18 protein-coding genes are annotated in these 20,100 nt (G+C 62.0%); 10 read left to right on the plus strand and 8 right to left on the minus strand.

The features are described from left to right. Positions 1 to 172: 172 nt before the first annotated feature. A complete protein-coding gene (locus tag N688_RS20505) occupies positions 173 to 877 on the minus strand; it encodes a Crp/Fnr family transcriptional regulator (protein WP_052891020.1) in 705 nt (234 codons plus the stop codon). 182 nt (positions 878 to 1,059) lie between these two features. On the opposite strand from N688_RS20505, the gene N688_RS23295 reads away from it, so the two are divergent. Both N688_RS23295 and N688_RS20515 read left to right on the plus strand, forming a co-directional pair. Continuing rightward, entirely contained in the window at positions 1,060 to 1,341 is a 282-nt protein-coding gene (locus tag N688_RS23295; protein ID WP_052891021.1) for a DUF2249 domain-containing protein, read from the plus strand. Between the two features lie 23 nt (positions 1,342 to 1,364). After that, the gene (locus tag N688_RS20515) at positions 1,365 to 2,732 is read left to right on the plus strand and encodes a heme-copper oxidase family protein (protein WP_052891022.1); all 1,368 of its coding nucleotides are present in this window, start codon (positions 1,365 to 1,367) and stop codon (positions 2,730 to 2,732) included. Positions 2,733 to 2,782: 50 nt separating this feature from the next. Here N688_RS20515 and N688_RS20520 read toward each other — a convergent pair whose 3' ends face one another. Then, positions 2,783 to 3,118 carry a metal-sulfur cluster assembly factor gene (locus N688_RS20520; protein WP_202901983.1) on the minus strand — a complete coding sequence of 112 codons (336 nt, stop codon included), beginning with the start codon at positions 3,116 to 3,118 and terminating at the stop codon, positions 2,783 to 2,785. Between the two features lie 335 nt (positions 3,119 to 3,453). On the opposite strand from N688_RS20520, the gene N688_RS20525 reads away from it, so the two are divergent. From N688_RS20525 to N688_RS20535, 3 genes are all read left to right on the plus strand, one after another. Next, a complete protein-coding gene (locus N688_RS20525; protein WP_052891024.1) occupies positions 3,454 to 3,696 on the plus strand; it encodes a DUF2249 domain-containing protein in 243 nt (80 codons plus the stop codon). Positions 3,697 to 3,777: 81 nt separating this feature from the next. Further along, positions 3,778 to 4,233 carry a cupin domain-containing protein gene (locus N688_RS20530; protein ID WP_052891025.1) on the plus strand — a complete coding sequence of 152 codons (456 nt, stop codon included), beginning with the start codon at positions 3,778 to 3,780 and terminating at the stop codon, positions 4,231 to 4,233. Continuing rightward, on the plus strand, positions 4,233 to 5,717 hold the full coding sequence (locus tag N688_RS20535; RefSeq protein WP_052891026.1) for a hypothetical protein: 1,485 nt from the start codon (positions 4,233 to 4,235) through the stop codon (positions 5,715 to 5,717). Before N688_RS20530 ends, N688_RS20535 begins: the two co-directional genes overlap by 1 nt. Before the next feature lie 292 nt (positions 5,718 to 6,009). Here N688_RS20535 and N688_RS20540 read toward each other — a convergent pair whose 3' ends face one another. The 3 genes from N688_RS20540 to N688_RS20555 form a co-directional block, all read right to left on the minus strand. After that, positions 6,010 to 6,324 carry an HU family DNA-binding protein gene (locus tag N688_RS20540; RefSeq protein WP_112430834.1) on the minus strand — a complete coding sequence of 105 codons (315 nt, stop codon included), beginning with the start codon at positions 6,322 to 6,324 and terminating at the stop codon, positions 6,010 to 6,012. 258 nt (positions 6,325 to 6,582) lie between these two features. Further along, on the minus strand, positions 6,583 to 7,659 hold the full coding sequence (locus tag N688_RS20550) for an MBL fold metallo-hydrolase (RefSeq protein ID WP_162179600.1): 1,077 nt from the start codon (positions 7,657 to 7,659) through the stop codon (positions 6,583 to 6,585). 322 nt (positions 7,660 to 7,981) lie between these two features. Then, entirely contained in the window at positions 7,982 to 10,108 is a 2,127-nt protein-coding gene (locus tag N688_RS20555) for an MFS transporter (RefSeq protein ID WP_052891029.1), read from the minus strand. Positions 10,109 to 10,353: 245 nt separating this feature from the next. Here N688_RS20555 and N688_RS20560 point away from each other — a divergent pair, with 245 nt between their 5' ends. Further along, positions 10,354 to 11,478 carry a hypothetical protein gene (locus N688_RS20560; protein ID WP_156025568.1) on the plus strand — a complete coding sequence of 375 codons (1,125 nt, stop codon included), beginning with the start codon at positions 10,354 to 10,356 and terminating at the stop codon, positions 11,476 to 11,478. A 134-nt stretch (positions 11,479 to 11,612) separates the two neighbouring features. Here N688_RS20560 and N688_RS20565 read toward each other — a convergent pair whose 3' ends face one another. Then, complete coding sequence (locus N688_RS20565; protein ID WP_052891031.1) at positions 11,613 to 12,134, minus strand: hypothetical protein; 522 nt, start codon at positions 12,132 to 12,134, stop codon at positions 11,613 to 11,615. A gap of 573 nt (positions 12,135 to 12,707) precedes the next feature. Between N688_RS20565 and N688_RS20570 the strand changes: the two genes are divergently transcribed. Continuing rightward, a complete protein-coding gene (locus N688_RS20570) occupies positions 12,708 to 13,736 on the plus strand; it encodes an ROK family protein (RefSeq protein ID WP_052891032.1) in 1,029 nt (342 codons plus the stop codon). Between the two features lie 5 nt (positions 13,737 to 13,741). Then, positions 13,742 to 15,001, plus strand: a complete 1,260-nt coding sequence (locus tag N688_RS20575; RefSeq protein WP_052891033.1) for a protein kinase domain-containing protein — start codon at positions 13,742 to 13,744, stop codon at positions 14,999 to 15,001. A gap of 200 nt (positions 15,002 to 15,201) precedes the next feature. On the opposite strand, the gene N688_RS20580 is transcribed toward N688_RS20575, so the two are convergent. Beyond that, positions 15,202 to 16,209 (minus strand): isoaspartyl peptidase/L-asparaginase family protein, encoded by a 1,008-nt coding sequence (locus N688_RS20580; RefSeq protein ID WP_052891034.1) that lies wholly within the window; start codon positions 16,207 to 16,209, stop codon positions 15,202 to 15,204. Positions 16,210 to 16,524: 315 nt separating this feature from the next. Here N688_RS20580 and N688_RS20585 point away from each other — a divergent pair, with 315 nt between their 5' ends. Together N688_RS20585 and N688_RS20590 are read left to right on the plus strand one after the other, a co-directional pair. Further along, entirely contained in the window at positions 16,525 to 17,706 is a 1,182-nt protein-coding gene (locus tag N688_RS20585) for a CaiB/BaiF CoA transferase family protein (RefSeq protein ID WP_052891035.1), read from the plus strand. Positions 17,707 to 17,886: 180 nt separating this feature from the next. Then, on the plus strand, positions 17,887 to 19,173 hold the full coding sequence (locus tag N688_RS20590) for a pyridoxal phosphate-dependent aminotransferase (RefSeq protein WP_052891036.1): 1,287 nt from the start codon (positions 17,887 to 17,889) through the stop codon (positions 19,171 to 19,173). 72 nt (positions 19,174 to 19,245) lie between these two features. On the opposite strand, the gene N688_RS20595 is transcribed toward N688_RS20590, so the two are convergent. Then, positions 19,246 to 20,100: a methyltransferase domain-containing protein gene (locus N688_RS20595; protein ID WP_052891037.1), complete on the minus strand. Its 855-nt coding sequence runs from the start codon at positions 20,098 to 20,100 to the stop codon at positions 19,246 to 19,248.

Here is a 20,100-nt window from a genome sequence, read left to right on the forward strand (position 1 = left end):
AGATTGCCCGCTCCGCTCATGTCTTGTAACAGGCCGGCCTTGTCAGGAGAGGGGCCTCCCTTATCCATCGTGGCTGATGCCGCTCGGTCCCGGCAAGCACTGGCCCAGCGGATCGATGAGATGAGCCGTCCTGGCAGGGTCGCCGTCCGGCGGTTCGCCCTTCTCCAGAGAATCAAGGAGCATCGAAGTCAGGCAGCAGCCTCGGGCCGCTGCCGGCCAGGAAGCGCAGGCGCTCCTGGTTAAGGATGTGAACTCTCCCTTGCCGCACGGAGATCGTGCCAGCGGCCTCCAGCTCTTTGAGGGCGCGCCCTACGACCTCGCGCGCGGTGCCCGCAATGGCAGCCATCTCCTGCTGGGTCAGGCGGCGTGCCTGACGGCCCTCAGCTAGGGCCTGCTCTTGCTCCAAGAGGATGCGCGCCACCCGCGCGGTCACGTGGCGGAACGAGAGGTCCTCGACCAGGCCCACCAGGTGACGCAGAGCTAGCGCCAGGGCGGCGATCACTCCTTCCGCCACCGCAGGCCGCTCTCTGATCAGTCGACGCAGCTCCTGACGGCCAATGCTGTAGACCGTGCTTGGTTCCAGCGCAGCTACGCTCGCGGGATTGGGGCCACCGTCCAGCGCTGGCACGTCGTTGAAGGTATAGCCAGCGCTGATCAGACGCAAGACCTGCTCCTTGCCCTCGGGTGAGAGCTTGAAGACCTTGACCAGCCCGCTCTGCACATAATACAGTGCCCCTCCACGATCTCCTTCCATGATAATCAACTCACCACGCTCGTAGCGCCGCTCTCTGGTGACCGCGGCCACGCGTGCCAGCTCCTCGGTCCCTAATGCGGCAAACATCGGTATGCGGCGTACCGCCTCAATGTCGATCGCCATCGTCTTCTCGTCTATACTGCCCGCTTCTACGAAGCAGTCAAACTCAGCGCTGTGTCTACCAGATGCGACAAAAGTCACGGTGCCAGCTTATCCCGAGCTGTACACTCAGAATTGTAACGCCGATTGACGAGACAAGTAAATGTGAGCTGCTCGGTACTCTTGCCGAGCCGGAAAGGAGGCTTATGGACGCTGCCCAAGAAGCGGCCCAGACCTGGCGCAAGCAGGCGACAGCTCTGCTGGACGTGCGCCCTGATCTGGAGCGCGGCGATGAACCTTTTGTACGCATCATGGAGGCCGCTACGCCGCTGAAGATAGGTGAAACCCTGGTGATTGTGGCCCCCTTTGAGCCGGTCCCCCTCTACGAAGTGCTTGGCGGGCGTGGCTTCAGCCACGAGACGCTCTGTCTGGCTCCCGATGAATGGGTGGTCCGCTTTACGCGCCAGCAGATCCCAGCAAGACCATAAGCACGCAGCAAGGCAGGTGCATAATGATGATGCCAATGGCCAGCGGACCCTCTGGGGCAGGTGCTCGTGCTCGCCCCGGAGCTTTCCGGGTGACGGATCAGCAGGCTGGGGGATTGCCCGGGATGATGGGACGGCGCGGCGTGCCGCTCGGGGTGCCCCTGCCTTTCCTGGTCACGGGCATCTGCTTGGCGGCCCTGGCCGGCCTCCTGTTGCCGTTCGTGCTGCCCGAGGCCCTCACCAACCCCGGTCAGCCCCACGTCCTGGCCCTCGTCCACACGGTGACGCTCGGCTGGCTGACGATGACCATTCTGGGAGCCTCGCAGCAGCTTACCCCGGTGATCGCGGTTACCCCCTTGCGCTGCAAAGCGCTGGCCCCAGTAGTTTACCCGCTCTATCTCGCTGGGGTGCTGGTACTGCTGAGTGGCTTCTGGTTCTTTCTGCCGGAGCTGCTCGCACTCGGCGGCTCACTGGTCATCGCGGCTGTGCTCGGCTACGTGACCATTCTGACTACTACCTTGTTGCAGGCCAGCAAGCGCCCTCTGACAGTCTTTTACCTCTTTGTCGCCTTGCTCTACCTGTGTCTGGTCGTTGCTCTCGGCCTGACGGCAGCTCTCAACTTCATGTACGGCTTTTTGGGTCTGGGGGTGCTGCTGATCCTGCCGCTTCACGTGACCCTAGGCATAGCTGGCTGGTTGACGAATACGCTGATCGGGGTCTCCTATACGTTGGTGCGTCTCTTTGCTTTGGTGCACGATCACGACGATCGTCAGGGTTGGGCGGTGCTGGGTCTGTTGAATGCGGGGATCGTCGGCCTGGCTCTTGGCCTGCTGAGGGGTACGACCTGGCTGATGTTAGCTGGAGCGATCGTGCTCACTCTCAGCGTCTGGCTCTTTGGCTGGGACTACTGGCGCATGCTGCGCCATCGGCGCAGGCGACCACTGGACGTAACCCAGTATCATGGCCTTGCGGCTTTGCTCTGCTTTATCAGTGGGGCCACAGCCCTGCCCATCTTGATCACCGTTGGCTCCGCCTTGACCACCTGGCCGGTTGCTCTTCTGCTCTGTCTGCTCATTGGCTGGACCGGGCAGAGCATCGTTGGCTACCTCTACAAGATCGTGCCATTCCTCGTCTGGCACAGCCGCTACGGACCACTGGTCGGCCATCAGAAGGTGCCGCTGATGCGCGAGTTGGTTCACGAGCGCCTGGCCTGGGTCTGTTTCTGGCTGCTCAACGGCGGGTTGGTACTGCTACTGCCCTCCGTGCTCCTCGGCTGGGAGGGATTGATGGGCCTGGGGACGGTCCTGGTTGGGATCAGCCTGGTGGGGGTGGCCATCAACGTACTGGGTGTGGTGCGCCACCTGGAGTGGAAGCTAAGCACCTTGCGCAGCTAGGCTAGCCTTCGACAGACCCACCTGTTGGGACCGGCCTGCAGCCTCAACGCTCAGGCCAGTCCCAGCAGGCGCCTTCCTTCGGGGGTCAGGCGCTCAGGTGTCCAACGCGGTTCCCAGACCAGTTCGATCTCGCCCCCCGTCAGCTCGGGAATATGGGCCAGCGCCGCCCCAACGCCGTCCGCAAGAGACTCATGCATGGGACAGCCGGGCGTGGTGAGAGTCATACGAATCGTCACAAAGCCCTCGGGCGTCAACTGGATACCATAGATCAGGCCGAGATCAACCAGATTGACCCCGAGCTCGGGATCATCCACACCGCGCAGCGCTTCATAAATCTCGCGCTTGACCCGTTCGATGGTCTCCTCATCAAGCATTGTAGCCGTCAATCCCTTTCTTTCTCCACTCTTCCAGCAGAGCAAGCGTCTACAGAGGGCGCTGCCCCGCATCTCCCTCGCGGGACGAGGCCAGCCCAGGAGCAGAGAGCGGAGCAGCAACAGCTCACCGTCACCTCACAGGCAAGTATAGGGGGCAGAAGGGCAGTGAAGCTGCGACAAAAGTCACGGTATTTTCGCCGTCAGACGACCATACTTGGGAGCAGAGAGGGTAGCCTGCCCGGCTGGGGAGTATGCCCCCCGGATGCCCCCGGCAGGGCAGCTACCTGGCTCGCGCTAGAGATGACTACTACCTTGTCCCAGATAAACCAGGAGGAAGAGCTTACAATATGAGCGACCAGGTTGCCGAAACACTCGATGTACGCACGATCGTGCCCCGTGAGCGCCATCCGCTCATCTTCAGTCGCCTGGAGGCGCTGCAGCCGGGCAGTGCGCTGCGCCTCATCAACGACCATGATCCCGCCCCGTTGCGCTATCAATTGCTGGCCGAATATCCAGAGACTTTCGACTGGATACCGGAGCAACAGGGGCCGGAGGAGTGGATCATTCGTATTGTCAGGCGCGCTGGCTGACCTCCCTCCGATTACCGATTGACAGGCAAGGATGATCCCCGGGAGGATAGCCTAAGCAAATAAAGGAGGCATCCAGACAAGATGGAGCAGCAGGAGCAGGCCAACAGCAGCCAGGAAAGCCACGCCGCAGAGAAACCAGAGACTGTGAGCCGTTTCAGGGTCTTTGATCTGGCAGCCTCAGCGACCTTTCGCAGTGAGGGGCCGACGGTGCGCGTGCTCTGGGAAAGCGCCACAGGGCGCCTGCTGCTGCTCGCCTTGCAAGAAGGGCAGCAGCTAGACGAGCATCGCACAAGCTCTCAGGCTTTTATCCAGGTCATCAGTGGACACCTCATCTTCACGCTGGAGCACGAGCGTATCAGCATGCGCGCAGGAACACTGCTGCATTTAGAGCCGCGCGTGGCCCATAGCGTTGAAGCGCTGCAGGATAGCGTCTTTCTGATCACCCTGATAGGAGCAGGGCTTTCTACAGCAGCAGCAAGCGAGGCAGCAGAGCCTGCCAGCGAGCCACAGCGAGCACCCAAAGGAGGTGAGGACTGATGTCAGCGGCAGACACCACCTCCTTGAGGAGTGCGGCCAGCGCTGGCAGCGAGCGCGAGCGACCGCAAGAGCCGTTCAAGCTTGTCTCTCCTCTGTTGCGTGCCGCTCTTCTCATAGGGAGCGGCGGCGGGTTCCTCCTGGCTGCCGTACTCACCGTGACCCAGGCCCTGCGTCTCCCAGTAGGAAGCTGGTGGAGTGCCCTGGTCCAGGCCCACGGCCATCTCCAGCTCTATGGTTGGGCGGCCCTCTTCGTCATTGGCGTCTCCTTCCACTTTCTGCCACGCCTGCGTGGCACGGCCCTCCCACTCCCGCGGCTGGTGCCCTGGATTCTTGGCCTCCAGGCTGGCGGCCTGCTCCTGCGCGCCTGCGCCCAGCCGCTGCTCGCTCTGACCGGCACGAGTTTCCTCCTCGGGAGGCTAGCGCTCGTCGTGAGCGGCGGCAGCGAGGGGCTGGCGCTCGTGCTGGCCGCAGCAGAATATCTCCTGCTCCTGCTCCGTGGCCCCGCTTTGAGCACGCGCAAAGCCTATTTAGGCATTGCCCCCTTCATTAGCCTGGCCGCACTGGCCCTGGGGGCGGCAGCCATCCTGAACCTGGTCAACATGGTCTGGGCGGCCAGCCAGGGTGGTCTTGTCCCCCAACCTGGCGACGACCTCACCATCAGCCTTGGCCTCTTCGGCTTCCTCATCCCCTTCGCCCTGGCGGTCTCCGCCCAATCGCTGCCCATGTATGCTGGATTAGAAGCCTTCCCGCGGGCAGTTCTCTGGCCATTGGCCGGCGGCTACGAGCTTGGCCTGCTCCTCCTCTGCCTGGGTCTGAGCCTTGGCGAGGGAGCCGCCACGGCCTCAGCTTTCGTCGCCTGGCCACTTCGCATCCTCGAAGGACCAGGTTTGCTGCTCATGGGAGGCGTCATAGCCAGCTTTGTCGCGATCTTCATCAGCATGATGCGCCGGCGCGGACGGCTGCCGGCTCATGTAGCAGCTCTCTCCCCGGCGCCGGAAGCCCTGGCCCGCTCCTATCGCCGCCACACAGCCCGGCAACACCAGGCTTACGGCCCCTTCGTCGCCCTGATCGCCAGCGCCTATCTATGGGCCTTCTTCTCGGCCTTCCTACTGATCAGCGCGGGCCTCATCCTGCTCTGGGGCAGTCCCCTTCCCTTCAGCCTCGACGGAGCACGCCACGGCCTGGCAATGGGCTTCATCACCCTGCTCATCTGCGGAATCGCCCCGCGGATGATCCCCGGCTTCTCCGGCAGTAGGATCGCCACGCCCCAACTTGTGGCGGCCACCCTCTGGCTCGGTAACCTGGCCACCGTTCTGCGTGTCTTTCCCCTGCTCCTGGCCGCGCCGCTCGGCAGCCTCTGGTCCGGCAGCTCTCTGCTTCTGAGCCTGCTCTTTGGCCTGTCCGGCCCAACGGGACTGGCCACCGTCGTCTGTCTGGCCTCTAACCTCTGGCCAGCCCTGCGCAACAGGGGCGGGAACGCTTAAACACTACTTGTCTGCTAGCTTGTTTGTTTGTCAGGCAAACAAGACAGGAAGTGAGCCGGGGCTGCGGCTGGGCCATGCAAAGAGGCAAGAAGGGAAGGGACAGCGGATAGTGGGCGAGGGCTTAAGCGGTCAAACGAGTAAACAGCAGCCCCGTGGCCTGCACGAGGAGGAGCAAGGTCGATCAGGGCGACAGACGTTCTCGCTCACCCCTCTCCCTGCTCCAGCGAGGGCGTGCCAGGGGCTAGGGGACCCAGTGGCAGTGAGGAGAGAGACGCACTACGAGCGACTACAGCTATTTCTTGCTCTGTACAGCTTCGTTCAGTTCCTTGCCGGCGGAGAAGCGCACGCGGTTCTTTGCGGGCACCTGAATGGTCTTGCCATCGCGCGGGTTGACGCCCTTGCGCGGCGCGCTCTTGCGTACCTTAAAGGAGCCGAAGCCAACCAGGCGGACCTCATCGCCGGACTTGAGGGCATCGCGAATCACGTCCAGCGTCGTTTCCAGAATGATACCCGCCTGCTTCTGAGAGATATCGGCCTTCTGAGCGATGCGCTTGGCCAACTCCTGACGGCCAATCGTCGCAACTTCCTTCTTCTTCGCTGTTGCCATGGAGACCTCCTTACAACACAACTGTCGATGCAAGGCCGCTCACGACCGCGACCTCGAAGACGCCGGGCCAGTCAAGCGGCATGACAACCTCACTGCCAAATAGAATATAGCACGCACTTTTCCGAAATACAAGCGGCTCGTCAAGCTTCAGAGCTAGATTCTGAGGCGGAATCCGCCTGGGAAGCCAGTTCATAGCGAGCGAACAAGTAAAAAATTGGCTTCCCAGGCGGGCTGACAGCTCTGCCATAACCAAAATTCCTAGACGGCGGCGTAGAGAATCAGGCCATCATCTGTACGCTCTTGCCTGACGTAGCCGCCCAGACGCAGGTGCTCCAAATGAGAGAGGATCTCAGCCACTGCCATACGACGCGCCTCATCGCTCTTCAAGCGGGAGCCAAAAACCTGCTCGGCGAGCTGATACGCATGCTGGGGGCGCCGACCGAGCAGAGACAAAATCTCCAGCTCGCGCTGAGCATGATGCCTGATCAGCTCGCGCACGCGACGCGCCAGATGGCGGAACGGCTCGCCATGACCCGGAAGTACCAGGCTCGCCGGGAGATGGCGTACTTTTTCCAGCGACTGAATGTAGTCCCCCAACGGATTAGCCCGATTGTACTCCGAATAGAGGCCGATATTTGGGGTGATGCGCGGCAGCACATGGTCGGCGGCCAGCAAGAGGCCATCGCGCTCGCGGAAGAGCACAATATGGCCGTCTGAATGACCGGGCGTCCAGATGACGCGGTAGCGCTCCCCAACCAGGATAATTTCGGCGCCATCTTCGACGTGGGTAATGGCCTCGGCAGGGGGGACGCGAATGACAAAGTTCACCACCTCTGGCGGCAGCTGCGAACTGACCGTCGGCTCCAACGGCGGCATTCCATGCGGCCTGAAAAACTGATTCGCCTGAGCGAACGAGCGCTGCTGGCTGCTCCGGTCGCCGCGGCCATCGCGCCACATCGCCTGCATAATGGCGGCATCGATGGGGTGCATATAGACCGCGGCGCCGCTCTGCTCCTGCAATTCTGCCGACAGGCCAATGTGGTCGGGGTGATGATGTGAGAGCACCAAGGCTCGCAGATCCCGCAGCTGCAAGCCGGCCTGCTCCAGCCCATCAGTCAGGACGGCCCGGGCCTCGGGTGTGCCCATCGCCGCATCCACCAAAGCCCAGCCATCAGAGCCTACCAGGGCATAGACATTGACCGTGCGCAGGGGAAAAGGAATGGGCAGCGTGATCTTCCAGACGCCACGAACGACCTCTTCGGCCCCTGGCGCCAGCTCGGCGGGATGCTTGGGGCGCTCACCAGCCGTTGCCCGGTTCTTCTTATCGTCACTCAAGAGAGTCACCTTCACTCGCTGCTCTCTCCAGCCGGGCAGATTGCCAGCAGCTCGTCCCCGCCCCTGGCCGCCATGACCCTTCCTCGCTGCCTCCTCGGCTCCTCTGCCTCACGACTGGAGCCTCGACTAGAGGGACAAACAGACACCGAAACGCTCAATCTCCGCAAGAAAGCAACCACCGGCTGCCAGTGCCAGTGGCTCATCGGAGCGCCTGCCTGGCAGGCGAGTGCTCACGCCGGTAGCTTTATTTGTGATTGTAGGCGCCGCCTTATGGTTGTGTCAACCGAAAGCCAGGGAAGCCTGGCCAGGAGGAGCACAGGGATCAATTCGTCGGCGCGCGTGGGCCTTGCACGATCGCCGCCGCGCCATCAGGACCACCGTAGCGGCGCAGCAGCTCGACACGCGACATCCAAACCTCCTTGGGATAGCGACCATAGGTGGTGCCGCGCGCGAGACGAGCCCGCCCCTGCGGATGATAGAGGAGCAGCAGGCCAGTCATAAAAATGCGATCGGCCCGGCCCCACAGGTTACGCGGTCTCTCTCGCAGGCTAAAGCCCAGGCGAGGCGCCGCCTGGCCTAAGAGCGTCACCCCATAGACAGCGCGCACCTCTACGCAGGCCGGCGTCTGCAGCCAGGCCGCCAGGGCGCGCAGATCGGCCCGCATCAGACGCAGCAGCTCCCAGGGAGAACTCTGCAGGGCGGCATCGCGCAGGCGCCGATTGGCAAAGTGCAGCTCCACCAGCCGATCACCACGATCGATGCGCGTTCCATCGGGCAGAACCAACGGAGACCGGCCACGATAGCGCGTGAGGCGAGCCTGAAAGAGGCCATAGGGGGCAGCAGGCACCGGCTCAATCCCAAGCAGAGCAAGCGTCAACTTCTCCCAGAAGGTCCAGAAGCGCATGATCCCCCGCGCCTCGCCAGCATGCGTCTCACGCGCCAGCAACCAGAGAGGATTGACACGACCCCGTCGCCCTTGTCTCTCCTGGCTCCCTCCTCCCGAATGGGCCCCCGAAGGGGTGCGAGCAGCGGCAGGAGCGGGCATTGACATCCTTTGTAGCCTTCCCCCTCCATCAGCTGCTTGCTCCTCAGCTTCGCTTGTCGGCGGCTCCACCAGGGCAGGCTGCTGGCGCTGCTCGCGCACCCGTAGCACCAGAACGGCCCCGAGCAGCAGGAAGAAAGCAGCCAGGGCGAAGACCAGGCGATAGCCCAGGGCCGTCTGATCATGACTAGCAGCCATACTGATGACCAGGCTACCAATCAAGGGAGCAAGCGTCAAAGGCAGGTTCGACGAGGCGCCCCACAGGCCCAGATCCTTGGCGGCCACCTCCAGCGAAGGCAGCGCATCAATCGCCAGGGCCCAGTCAACGCTGGTATAGGCCCCGTAACCGAGGCCGAAGAGCAGGCCCAACGGCCAGAGTGGCAGTGCAGCCGGAGCCACCACAAAAGCCAGAGCTGGCAGCCCCATGACCAGCGTAGCCAGGCAGACGAGCGGCGCCCGGTGGAAGCGGTCTGAGAGCATTCCCAGGCCCAGAGTACTCAGCAAGGCCCCCACCAGCGCCAGCGTGGCCACGGCGGCTGTCTGCTGCACAAAATTGGAGACACGCACCACATTCGCAAAGTAGTACTCGATGAACGTCATGAACAAGTACAGCCCCATCATGACGCAGAAGCGCGTCAAGAAGACAATTGTAAAATTGGAGCTGCGCCAGGGTGCAAGCCAGTTGCTGCTCAGCCAGCGACGCAGCCCCTCCCAGGAGCGGAGCCGGCTTTCGGCCTGGGCCGCCGGATGATAGGGCAGCTCGTGCACGCCAAAGGCTGTCACTACAATACCGAGCAGCATAACCAGATCAGTGGCCACATAGTAAATCAGCGCTCCTCTCATAATCAGAGAAGCGCCAAGCGATCCCAGGCTCACCTCTCCGAGTAGCCAGGCGGCCAGGCCCAGGCTGCCGACGTTGCCCAGGATAGTCATCAAGCCCATGTAGCCGGAAGCCTCGCCGCGCTGGTCCTCCGGCACCAGGTCGGGCAGCAAGCCCTGATAGGCCGCCCAGACAACGTTGCTGGCGAACTGGAAGAGTGCCAATCCAACCACCAACAGGGCAGCGTTCACAGCGCCCGCCAATAGGAGGGCACTCACCAGCGTCAGCCCCCCACCGACCACAATATAGGGTCGTCGTCGTCCAAAGGGGCCACTGGTGTGATCAGAAAGCAGGCCGACGATGGGAGGCACCACGAGCGAAAAAAAAGCGCCCATCGCTGATAACCAACCCAGAAAGGTCGCCTGCTCGGCGTTGCCAACCTGGCCCGGAGCCACAAACAAGAGAATCTGCGTCGGGATCACAATCGGCAAGAGTGCGGCTGATTGGATGTTCAGTCCGAGCCAGAGGAAACTGAGGACGAGCTGCTCACGAACTGTCAGGTGATGCTGAGAGATACGTGCATCCATACAGAAGACCGCCTTTATGTCCTGCTGCAGGGCCGCGAGGAGAGCGGCTTGTGCTTTTATTATACTACCTGGCCGCCTGCCTGAGTCAGATCACCAGAGGTCGCAGAGGGACATCATCAGTGCTAGAATAGGGGAGATGAGAAGAACAGGAGGAAGGATCACAAGGGCATATATCGTTGAAAGAGTAGATACATCTACCCATCTATCTGACTCTATCCTATATCGACCATACCGGAGGGTTCTTCATGAGACAGAGCAGCCCTGATTTGCCTCTGTTCTGTGGCCAATGTGGTCATCGCCTCCACAGCAGTGGAGTCTGCATCAATCCTAACTGCCCCCTTTACAACCAGCGGATCGTCGACCAACTAGACCAGCTCGTTCCCAGTGACATGTCGACAGTCATCCAGAGCAATCAGACCCCCACCCCACTCTCTGCCCAGAGCGAAAGGGAGCAGACGGCCATACCACCACCACCGCCTGCTATGGGCTGGCAAGGAGCGATGGCCCCTACTACGCCTGTCGTCCCGCGCGGAGACCAGCATACGCCATCCTCGACCCTTCCTCCGCCATCTGCTGCAGCATCGCCAGCGCCAGCGCGCCAGCGCCCATCATGCGGCCTCTCTATCGGTCTCATTGTACTGCTGAGTCTACTGTTAGCGATTTCGCTGATCTTCAATTTCATCAAGGTGGGCGGCGGTACTCAACCGAATACATCCACATCTTCCAATGTACAGGCTGGAACCACCCAGGGCAGCCAGGGTCAGGGGTCGACCGCCTCGTCAACCACACAGCCAGCGCCTGGGACCATGCTCTGCCAGGCCGATGCGGCTCACGGTTGGAAGGGCTGGTCCGGCTCTTCCGACTGGAAAGTTCTCAACGGTCAGTTACTGAACGATGGGACAAATGACGATGATTCCCTGCAGCCGACGATTGGGGCGCCCTGCTCGCTCGACGGCATCACCAACTACGCAGTAGAAGTCGCCATTCAAATCATCTCCTTGAATGACGCCTACAACGATGGCTTTGGTATTACCGTGCGCGGCGACCCCACACAGAACCCCTGGCGCGGCTATATCGCGGGTATCACCTATAGAGAGTTCAACAACACCCCCTACCAGGCACTCATCGCCGCTAACAGCCGCTCCTCCTTCAGCACCAACGGTCAAATCCTGGCAACAGTCCCGTTCAACCCTGGGAATCACAGCCACCTCTACCGTGTCGAAGTCAAAGCCAACAGCCTGAAGCTCCTGATCGACGGCGGCCAGGAACTGGCAGTCACAGATAATCGCTATCTCACAACCACCCAGGTGGGTCTCTCCTGCTTCGGCTTTCAGCTCATCATCACCAGCTTTAAGGTGACCAGCCTATAAAAAGACGCCACTACCGAACGACGCGCTCGAGCGGCACAGCGACAGAGCGAGCTGAGCGAGAGCAGCGGCCCCTAACCTACCCAGCGCGGGGAGCAGCCGCCAGAGTCATGAGTGATGCCTGTGATAGTCAGGCATCACTCATGGACCGTCGCGCGCTCCCAGCGGCAGTCAGCGGGCTTCAGCTGCTGCACGAGGGCCGTCAGCCCATCCAGATCATCGACATCGTCGCGATAGACTACCCAGACGCGGATTGGCTGGCGGGCATTCTCTCCCTGACCCTGGCCTTCAGCGCTCGGACGGCGATAGAGCGCCAGGCTAATGCGCGTCCCATTCGGGAAGAACTCCTCCTTGACGCGCGCCAGCTCCTCCCAGCGCAGGGCTACCGTCTCGCTGCGCTGGCCGCGCTTCACAATCTCCTCGGTGCTCACAGTAATTGTAAAGGGCTGTGGGGCAATAATCCAGAGATAATAGATGAAGCCAGCAATAAAGAGCAAAGCCGCAATAGTACTACCGACCGCCGACAGGCCCTCATGCAAAGCAATCAGCAGCACCGCCAGTGTAATCGCCAGCAAAGCCACGATTGTGACAGCCCGCTTCATAGGGCTGAGGCCCCGTCCAACAAAGGTACGCGGTTCAGCCAGCGAAGATGAGACCATCGTCCTCCCTCGCAGATTGCCGAAATGGTGAGGCAGGCATCGCCCGCCAGCTTTAGGGCTGGCAGTCGATCTGCATCCAGATTCTGCACCAATTGTAGCGGTCAGCTCTCTCCTGATGCAAGCCAGAGATCAGCCAGTCAGCCGGCGGTCAGAGCAAGCAAGAGCCAGAGAGAGCCGAGAAGTGCTGGCCAGCAGAGGTGAGACAGCCATCCTAACGTACTTTGCGCGAGACATTTCTTATGATATACTGAAGCCGCTGTCTCGTTCATCTAGAGAGCACTGCCTGTAACAAGGGAGTAATCAGAACTCACAGAATTCCTGGAATGGCCCACCCCACTGGCGGGCAGGGCGAGGCAGCGCCAGGGCGTGAGTAGGCAAGCAACGGAAGCAGGACAGCGAACGTAGGGGCGAGCTACCCAGTCCAGTCCAGTCCAGTCCAGTCCAGTCCAGGCAAGGCGAGAGCCGAATGAAGCATAGATTGATCCTCTCTGCCTTGCTCTGCGCTGTTCTGTTTTGTGTTATGCTCTGCCCACATCGGCAGCACCAGGCAAGCCCGCAAGAGGAGACAGAAGCGTGTCTACAGAACGCAGCAGCCAGGCCCCACGGTCGACCGGTAAGCTGTTGGCCACCCAGGGCTATGTCGTAGGGATCGAGATCAGCGGCAGTGGCACGCGGCAATCGGTGGCCCTGGCCGATCTGGACGGCAACATTCTCTATCAGCTGCGCCGCCCTCTGGAGTATATTCCCGATACGACCACGCTGCTCCAGCTCCTGGAGGCCATGCTTGGGGAGGTGTTGGACCCCGAACGCCTGCGCGATGGGCGCGTGTTGCGCGTGGGCGTCGCCGTTGGCGGGCCAGTCGATGCCTCACAGGGGATCGTGCGGACGCTCTACCATGCGCGTGGCTGGGATAACTTTCCGCTACAGGACTACCTGGCCGAGCGCCTGAACGTTCCTTGCATCATCGACAATAATGCCAATGCTGCCGCTCTGGCTGAGGTGCTCTACGGGGCTGGCGTCGGGGAGCGAGTGGCCCTCTACGTGGGACTGGGGCGCGGAATCGGCGGCGGCCTGATCGTCAATGGCCGGATCTACCACGGCGTGACCTCGACAGCGGGCGAGATCGGCCATCTGCTAGTGATGCAGAATGGGCCGAAATGCTCGTGTGGCGGCTACGGCCATCTTGAAGCCATCGCCTCCGCTCAGGCCATCGTGCGCGCCATGATCGGTCGTGCCGTCGAGCACCCTTCGACGTTGGCGGCCCTCCACCGCCTGACCGACGGGCGGGCCGAGCGTATCACCGTAGGACAGATCTTTCAGCTGGCCATAGAGGGCGATGAGGTGGCCCGCAGCCTGATCGATGAGGTGCTGACCTACCTGGCCTTCGCTCTGGCCAATATCGTTCATCTTGTCAATCCCGGTATGATCATCTTAGGCGGGTCGGTCGCGCTCGTGGGGGAACCTCTGATCGCCCCCCTGCGCGAGCGCCTGCGCGCTCTCTGTCTGCCCGCAGCCAGCCAGCATCTGCGCATCGTTCAGGGCAAGCTAGGCCCCCAGGCGAGCCTTGTCGGAGCGGTGACGCTGGCTCTCCAGGATCTGTAATCGCTTTGATTGATAAAGAGGCATCGATTGTGGAAACAGGCCGGGTCATTTGCAGGCGTTACCTGCTGCGACGCTTGATTAAGCAGGGACCTTTTTGCACCGTCTATCAGGGCCTGGACCAGGTCCTGCAGCGCCCTGTCGCTGTCAAGGCGGTGCCCCCGTCGCAGGTGTCTGTCTACCGCACCGCCCTGCGCATGACAGCTCAGTTTTCCCACCCGCATATTGTGGGCCTCTACGACATTGTTGGCGAGGGCGATCAGGTCTATGTGGTCCAGGAGTACGTCGAGGGCGAGGATTTCGCCGCCCTCCTGCAACGCCAGCTCTCCCCTCTTGAGGTGATCGAGCTTGGCTGTCAGCTCTGCCAGGCCCTGGTCTATGCTACCAGCGGTACACGCCGCGTCTGCCACGGCGATCTCACCCCCTCCGCGATCTTGCGCGATCGGCAGGGCTTTCTGCGTGTCAATAATTTCGCTCTCCCCAGCGATCTCGCCTATTTCAACGCCTGGAGCGTGGTCGGCGCCGCCGGCATCGTGCTCTCCGACCAGGAATTGCCCTGGGGCCAGGCCAGCGAGGGCCGCCTCGACGATGATACCCGCGCTGCCGGCCTCTTGCTCTACCAGTTGCTGGCAGGACGCCCCGCCGGCGCAACAAGCGTCGAGCCACCGCCCGATGGCCGCCTGCGCTTCCTGCGCACTATCCCCCCAGAGCTATGCGATCTCATCGCACGTGCGGTCATGCGCGACCACCCCCAGCATATCAATAGACCCGAAGCTCTCTATATGGAGCTGAAAGCATTGGAGGAGGCTCTGGAAACCGCCGTCCCTGCCTCGGTCGCAGTGGCCGCGCCGGCAGTGGAAGAGGGCGTGATCGCCCGCCCCTTCGCAACCACCCCTTTGCTGCCGGAAACCGATGGCCAGTCCCTTCCGTCGCTGCCCGGCGGTGAAGGTGGGCGCCGCCTCTCTTCTTTCGCTCCGCCCACGCCTTCCGCTGGCCTCCAGCCAGGTTCTGCACTGGAGCTATCGCCGGCTTCGCCAACGGTCGCCGACAGCTCACTGAAGGTGACTCCCGCTCAGCCCCATGCCCCTCTCTACCCCTACACTGGCACACCACCCTCAGCTCGCTTGAGGCCAGAGGGAGGGCCAGGACAGGAACAACAACAACAACAACAACACATCCCTTTCCTGCTGCTGCTGGTCTGTGGCCTGGTGATCTTCGCCTGCTTCTTTATCCTGGGCTTCTTCTTGAGCACGCTTCTGCTGCATTAGAGCAGAAAAGGACAACGATAGGAGCAGCAGGTTACAGCTCCAGGGAGAGGGGAAGAAGGCGAGGTAGATCTCAAAGCTGCCGCGCGATGCTCTTGGTCTCGCCCGGCTGGTCAGCCAGCCGAGGCCGGCCAGCCGGCTCTGGAGATGGCGAGACACTTCGGTCTTTTGTCTGCACTACCTACACTGACTTGCTGATTGGCTTAGACCCCACAGACTGGCTGGTCCATCCCAGAAGAGCGGTAGGCATAGGCCATCTGTGGGCTGTTGTGGGCCAGTCCAACCTGTCCCGCAGCATCGACAATGATCAAGCCCCCTTTCCCACTGGCTTTGGCGCTCAGGACGGAGATGGCCGCCTGAGCCGCGACCCCGGCACTGGCCCCCAGGGCCACAAAATCGGCAGCGCGCCGCGCCAACAGCAGACGAACAAAGTCTTCTCCCTGACCAGTGCAGGAGACAGCCGCATGCTCGTCGGCATAAAAGCCGCAGCCGACGAGCGGGGTATCACCGACACGCCCGGGATACTTTTGAAAGATGCCTCCCGTAGAGGTGGCTGCCGCTAACAGCCCCGACTCATCGAGGGCCACCGCTCCTACCGTTCCATGGCGCTCCTCCTCCAGATGGATGCTAGTCGCGCCGACCTGGAGGCGATAATAAGGAGGCTCTTCCTCGTCTGAGGCGAACATCGTTGTGGCCACCTCTAGACGGTAGAAAGGCGGCTCCTCCTCGTCATCTTCGTCCGCCTGGCTCACAGCCTTCCGTCGCTCCTCGCGCCAGCGGCGATACTGATAGTCAGTCAACAGATCTTCGGTACGACAGAGTGGCATCCCCTGCTCCAGAGCAAACTGCTGGGCTCCATGTCCCACCAGTAGAACATGTGGACTCTCCAGCACACGTCGCGCCAGAGTGATCGGATTCTTGACGCCCTCAACAGCGGCCACCGCCCCCACCTGCAAGGTGCGCCCTTCCATGATGCCCGCATCTAGCTCGATCCGGCCATCTTGCGTCAGGGTGGCTCCCGTGCCAGCGTTATAGACCGGATTATCTTCCAGGGCCCGCACTGCCGCCTCGACCGCATCGAGAGCCGAGCCTCCTTGCTCCAGAATGCGCCATCCCAGCTCAGCTGCCTCGCGGCAGCCGGCTTGCGCAACCGCTGCCCGCTCGTCGGGGATCGAGCCGGCTCCTCCATGAACAACAATGGCGATCGGCATCTACTCCTGTGCTCCTCATTTCCAACAGATTCATAGTTCTGAGTGCATTGTATCACGCAGTCCCCTTCAGCTTCGCCCCCCAGACCGCAGAGGCTATCTCTTGGCCGATCAGAGTCCCCGCTGCGGCCAGACTGCCAGCGCGCCGCCGACCTCGCCTCGATAGAAGAAGGAAGAGGATTGACAGCACTCACTAATCCTGCTATAACAGAGCGAACATCACCGCACCCAAATCGTTTTAAGCTGACAGGACAGACAACGTTCGTCAAGCAACCTGGACGGACCAGGAGTTCCCACATTGCAGTAAGGAGAGCAGGCATGACCCAGCCTCTGAGCGGCATTCGTGTACTCGACCTCTCCCGCCTCTTGCCTGGAGGCTACGCCTCACAATTGCTGGCCGACTTTGGAGCCGACGTCATCAAGGTCGAAGAGCCTGGCAGCGGCGACTACGGACGGTATATGCCCCCCCACGGTCCCGGCGGTATGGGCCTGGCCTTTCTGGCAGTCAACCGTAATAAGCGTAGCCTGACGCTGAACCTTAAGTCTGAGGAGGGCCGGGCTATTTTCCTGCGCCTGGTACGCAGCGCCGATGTCCTGCTGGAGAGCTTCCGCCCCGGGGTCATGGCGCGCCTGGGCCTGGGCTATGAGCAGCTACGCGAGGTTCGCCCCGAGCTGATCTACTGCGCCATTAGCGGCTACGGCCAGGATGGACCCTACAGTCAGCGCGCTGGCCACGACCTGAATTATCTCGGTTATGCTGGCCTGCTACACTACAACCGCGATCCAGAGGGGAGGCCGGTTATGCCTCCGACTCAGCTAGCCGATCTGGCCGGCGGCGGCCTGATGGCTGTGATCGGCATCCTCACAGCCCTCGTCGGGCGCAGCCAGACCGGTCAGGGACGCCTGGTCGATGTCTCCATGACAGAGGGAGCGATGGCCCTCCTGCCCCTGGCCATCAGCGGCTACCTGACAACAGGCCAGGCCCCCCAACCAGGGCACTCTCCCCTCGATGGCGGCCTGCCCTGCTACAATATTTATGAGACAAGAGATGGGGGCTATATTACTCTGGCCGCCCTCGAACCGAAATTCTGGCACGCCTTCTGCACGCGCATCGGCCATCTGGAGCTGCTGCCCTTCCATACACCCGTTGGCCCCGAGGAGCGCCAACAGGCGATCACCATTCTACAAAGTATCTTCAAAACCAGAACACGCGATGAGTGGCTGGCCGAGCTGGCCGATCTCGACGCCTGCGTCGGGCCGGTCTATGCTCTCGAAGAGGCGCTCAATGACCCCCACGCACAGGCCCGCGGGGTCGCCCAGATGAGCGAAATCGCCGGCGCAACGCTCGGTACCTTGCGCCCCTTCCCACGTCTCTCCGAGACGCCCCCAGAAGCGCGCTACCAGCCGCCACAGCTGGGTGAGCATAGCACCGCGCTCCTGAGCGAACTTGGCTACAGCCAGGAAGAAATCGCCTCCTTCCGCGCCCGGGGCATCATTTGAGGAGAAACTAGCCAGTCAGCCCTCGCTGACCCTGACCTGGCTTCCCTGGAGAGAGGGGCAGGGACAGCAACCAGGAAGAAGAGAGAACGACGCAGCCCACAGCGAACAAACAAGCAGACAGGCAAGCCATAAGCAGAAACCTGGTCGATGTGATACACTAAGGGAGAGAGAGCAGCGGATATGCAACAAGGGACCCCAGAGGGAAGAGAGGAACCGGGCCAGCGTCTCTGGCAGCGCCTGCCACCTAATCCTCTCGCAGAGCTACGCCAGGTCGCTGAGGAACGAGAGCGAGCAGGTCAGGCGCTGCTCCGTCTAGAGATTGGCGAGCCGAGCTTTCGCACTCCGCCGCACATCACCGCAGCCGCCCTTGCCTCCTTGCAGGAAGAACCCCAAACCTACGGCCCATCCTGCGGCTGGCCCTGGCTGCGCGAGCTCCTGACGGAGAAGATCAGGCGCATCAATGGCTATGAGGTCTCGCCGGCCAATATTGGGGTGACCGTCGGCGGAACGGGGGCAGTCCAGCTAGCCTTATTGGCGACCGTTGGCGAGGGTGACGAGGTGCTGCTGCCCAATCCCGGCTGGCCCCACTACTATCGCCAGCTCGCCATTGCTGGCGCCAGGCCCGTGCCCTACCCGCTCGATCCGGCCAGCGGCTGGCTCCCAGACTTGCGTGAGCTGGAGCGCCGGGTCAGCACGCGCACACGCCTGCTGATCGTCAACAGCCCAGGCAATCCAACCGGAGCCGTCTTTCCCCGGGAGATGGTCACGGCTCTCCTGGACTTTGCCCGCCGCCATCGACTGCTCTTGCTCTCAGATGAATGTTACGATGAGCTTGTCTTTGAAGGTGAGCATATCAGCCCCGCGACGCTGCTGACACCAGCGGAGCGCGAGCGGGAAGGCTTCATCGCGATCTATAGCTTTTCAAAAACATATGCCATGACCGGCTGGCGCATCGGCTACCTGGTCGCGAGCCAGACTCTTATGCGCAGCCTCAGCCAGGTGCTCGATGCCAGCTATACCAGCCTGCCGCTGGCGACTCAGCGCGCCGCAGCAGCAGCCCTGCGCGGACCACAGGACTGCGTCGCTCAGATGCGCGCCGCCTACCGCCAGCGCCGCGATCGCGCGGTGGCCTTGCTGAAGCGCTACGGACGCTACGAGTACACCCCGCACGGCGCCTTTTACATCCTGGTCAAAACCAGCAGCCAGCCAGACGGTGGACGCCACAGCAACAAGAGCGGCAGCACACTGTCCAACGCTTTCGCCCTGGAACTGCTCCGCCGCCGGAACGTGCTGGTCGTACCAGGAAGCCTCTTCGGCCCCCAGACCGTTGACTACGTGCGCGTCTCCCTGGGAGCGGAGGAGGAGACCATCGAGCAGGGCCTCAGCGCCATCTGTGAGCTGTGCGAGGAAGAGGAACACGTGCCAGGAGTCGGAGAGACACGTGAGCACAGCAAGGAGTTGGAATAGCACCAAGCAAGAAAACAAGAAAATAAGCACAAGAGCGCAACGGGGCCCGGCGGGTCGCCTGTCTCCTCAGCGTTACTTATAGGCTACCACGCCAAACGCCTCCTGACGCGGCACCACTCGCGCAAAGCCGGCTTCCTGCAAGCGGCGGGTCACGCCCCGCAGGGTAATGCTAGCCGCACGGCTCTGCAGGTCGCCCACATAGTGGAAGAGGCGCCCCCCTCCGCGGAGTACCCGATACAGCTCGCGATAGAAGGCACCCGAGTAGAGTTCGCCAGCCAACTCGAAGGCTGGCGGATCATGGATAATGCGCGAAAAATACTGATCGGGAAAGGTCGGCACCAGCTCACCGGCGTCGCCAAGCATGCGGCGGATCTTCGGGTGATGGAAGAGATCCTGTGACCAGGGATTAAAACGGGCCACCTCCTGGACCGCAGGATCAAGCTCGATAGTAATCACCTCGTCGGCAAAACGAGCTGCTTCGACGGCGGTATACCCCAGGCCAGTAGCAGTGTCCAGCACGCGCCCGGCGATGGGCGCCAGCGTGCGCATCTTGAGGCGCGTGTCCTCCAGCGGATCAACCTCCTTCACACGGTGCATGACGAAGCCAGCGATCAGCAGGCTGGGCGCTCCCCGCGTCGGATACAGGCTACAGGGGCGATTGGTCACGGCTGAGAAGGTCTGAATGGCCCGCACGGAACCATGTTCCAGCAGGAAACAACTATTGAGCGCAGAAGCGACGCGCTCAACATCATCCCAGCGCAACAACTCGCCCGAAGGGAAAAGCACCCCCTCTTCGGTAAGGGCAACCGTCACTTGGGAGAGGCCCAGGTCCGGCGAGAGTTCCCACTGCCGCCTTCCCTCCCGACGAGCCTGCAAAAGAGGGGCAACCTGGACGTGTGATAAGACAACGTGTAGGCTGGTGACCAC

It is taken from the genome of Thermogemmatispora carboxidivorans, from assembly GCF_000702505.1.
GTDB lineage: Bacteria > Chloroflexota > Ktedonobacteria > Ktedonobacterales > Ktedonobacteraceae > Thermogemmatispora > Thermogemmatispora carboxidivorans.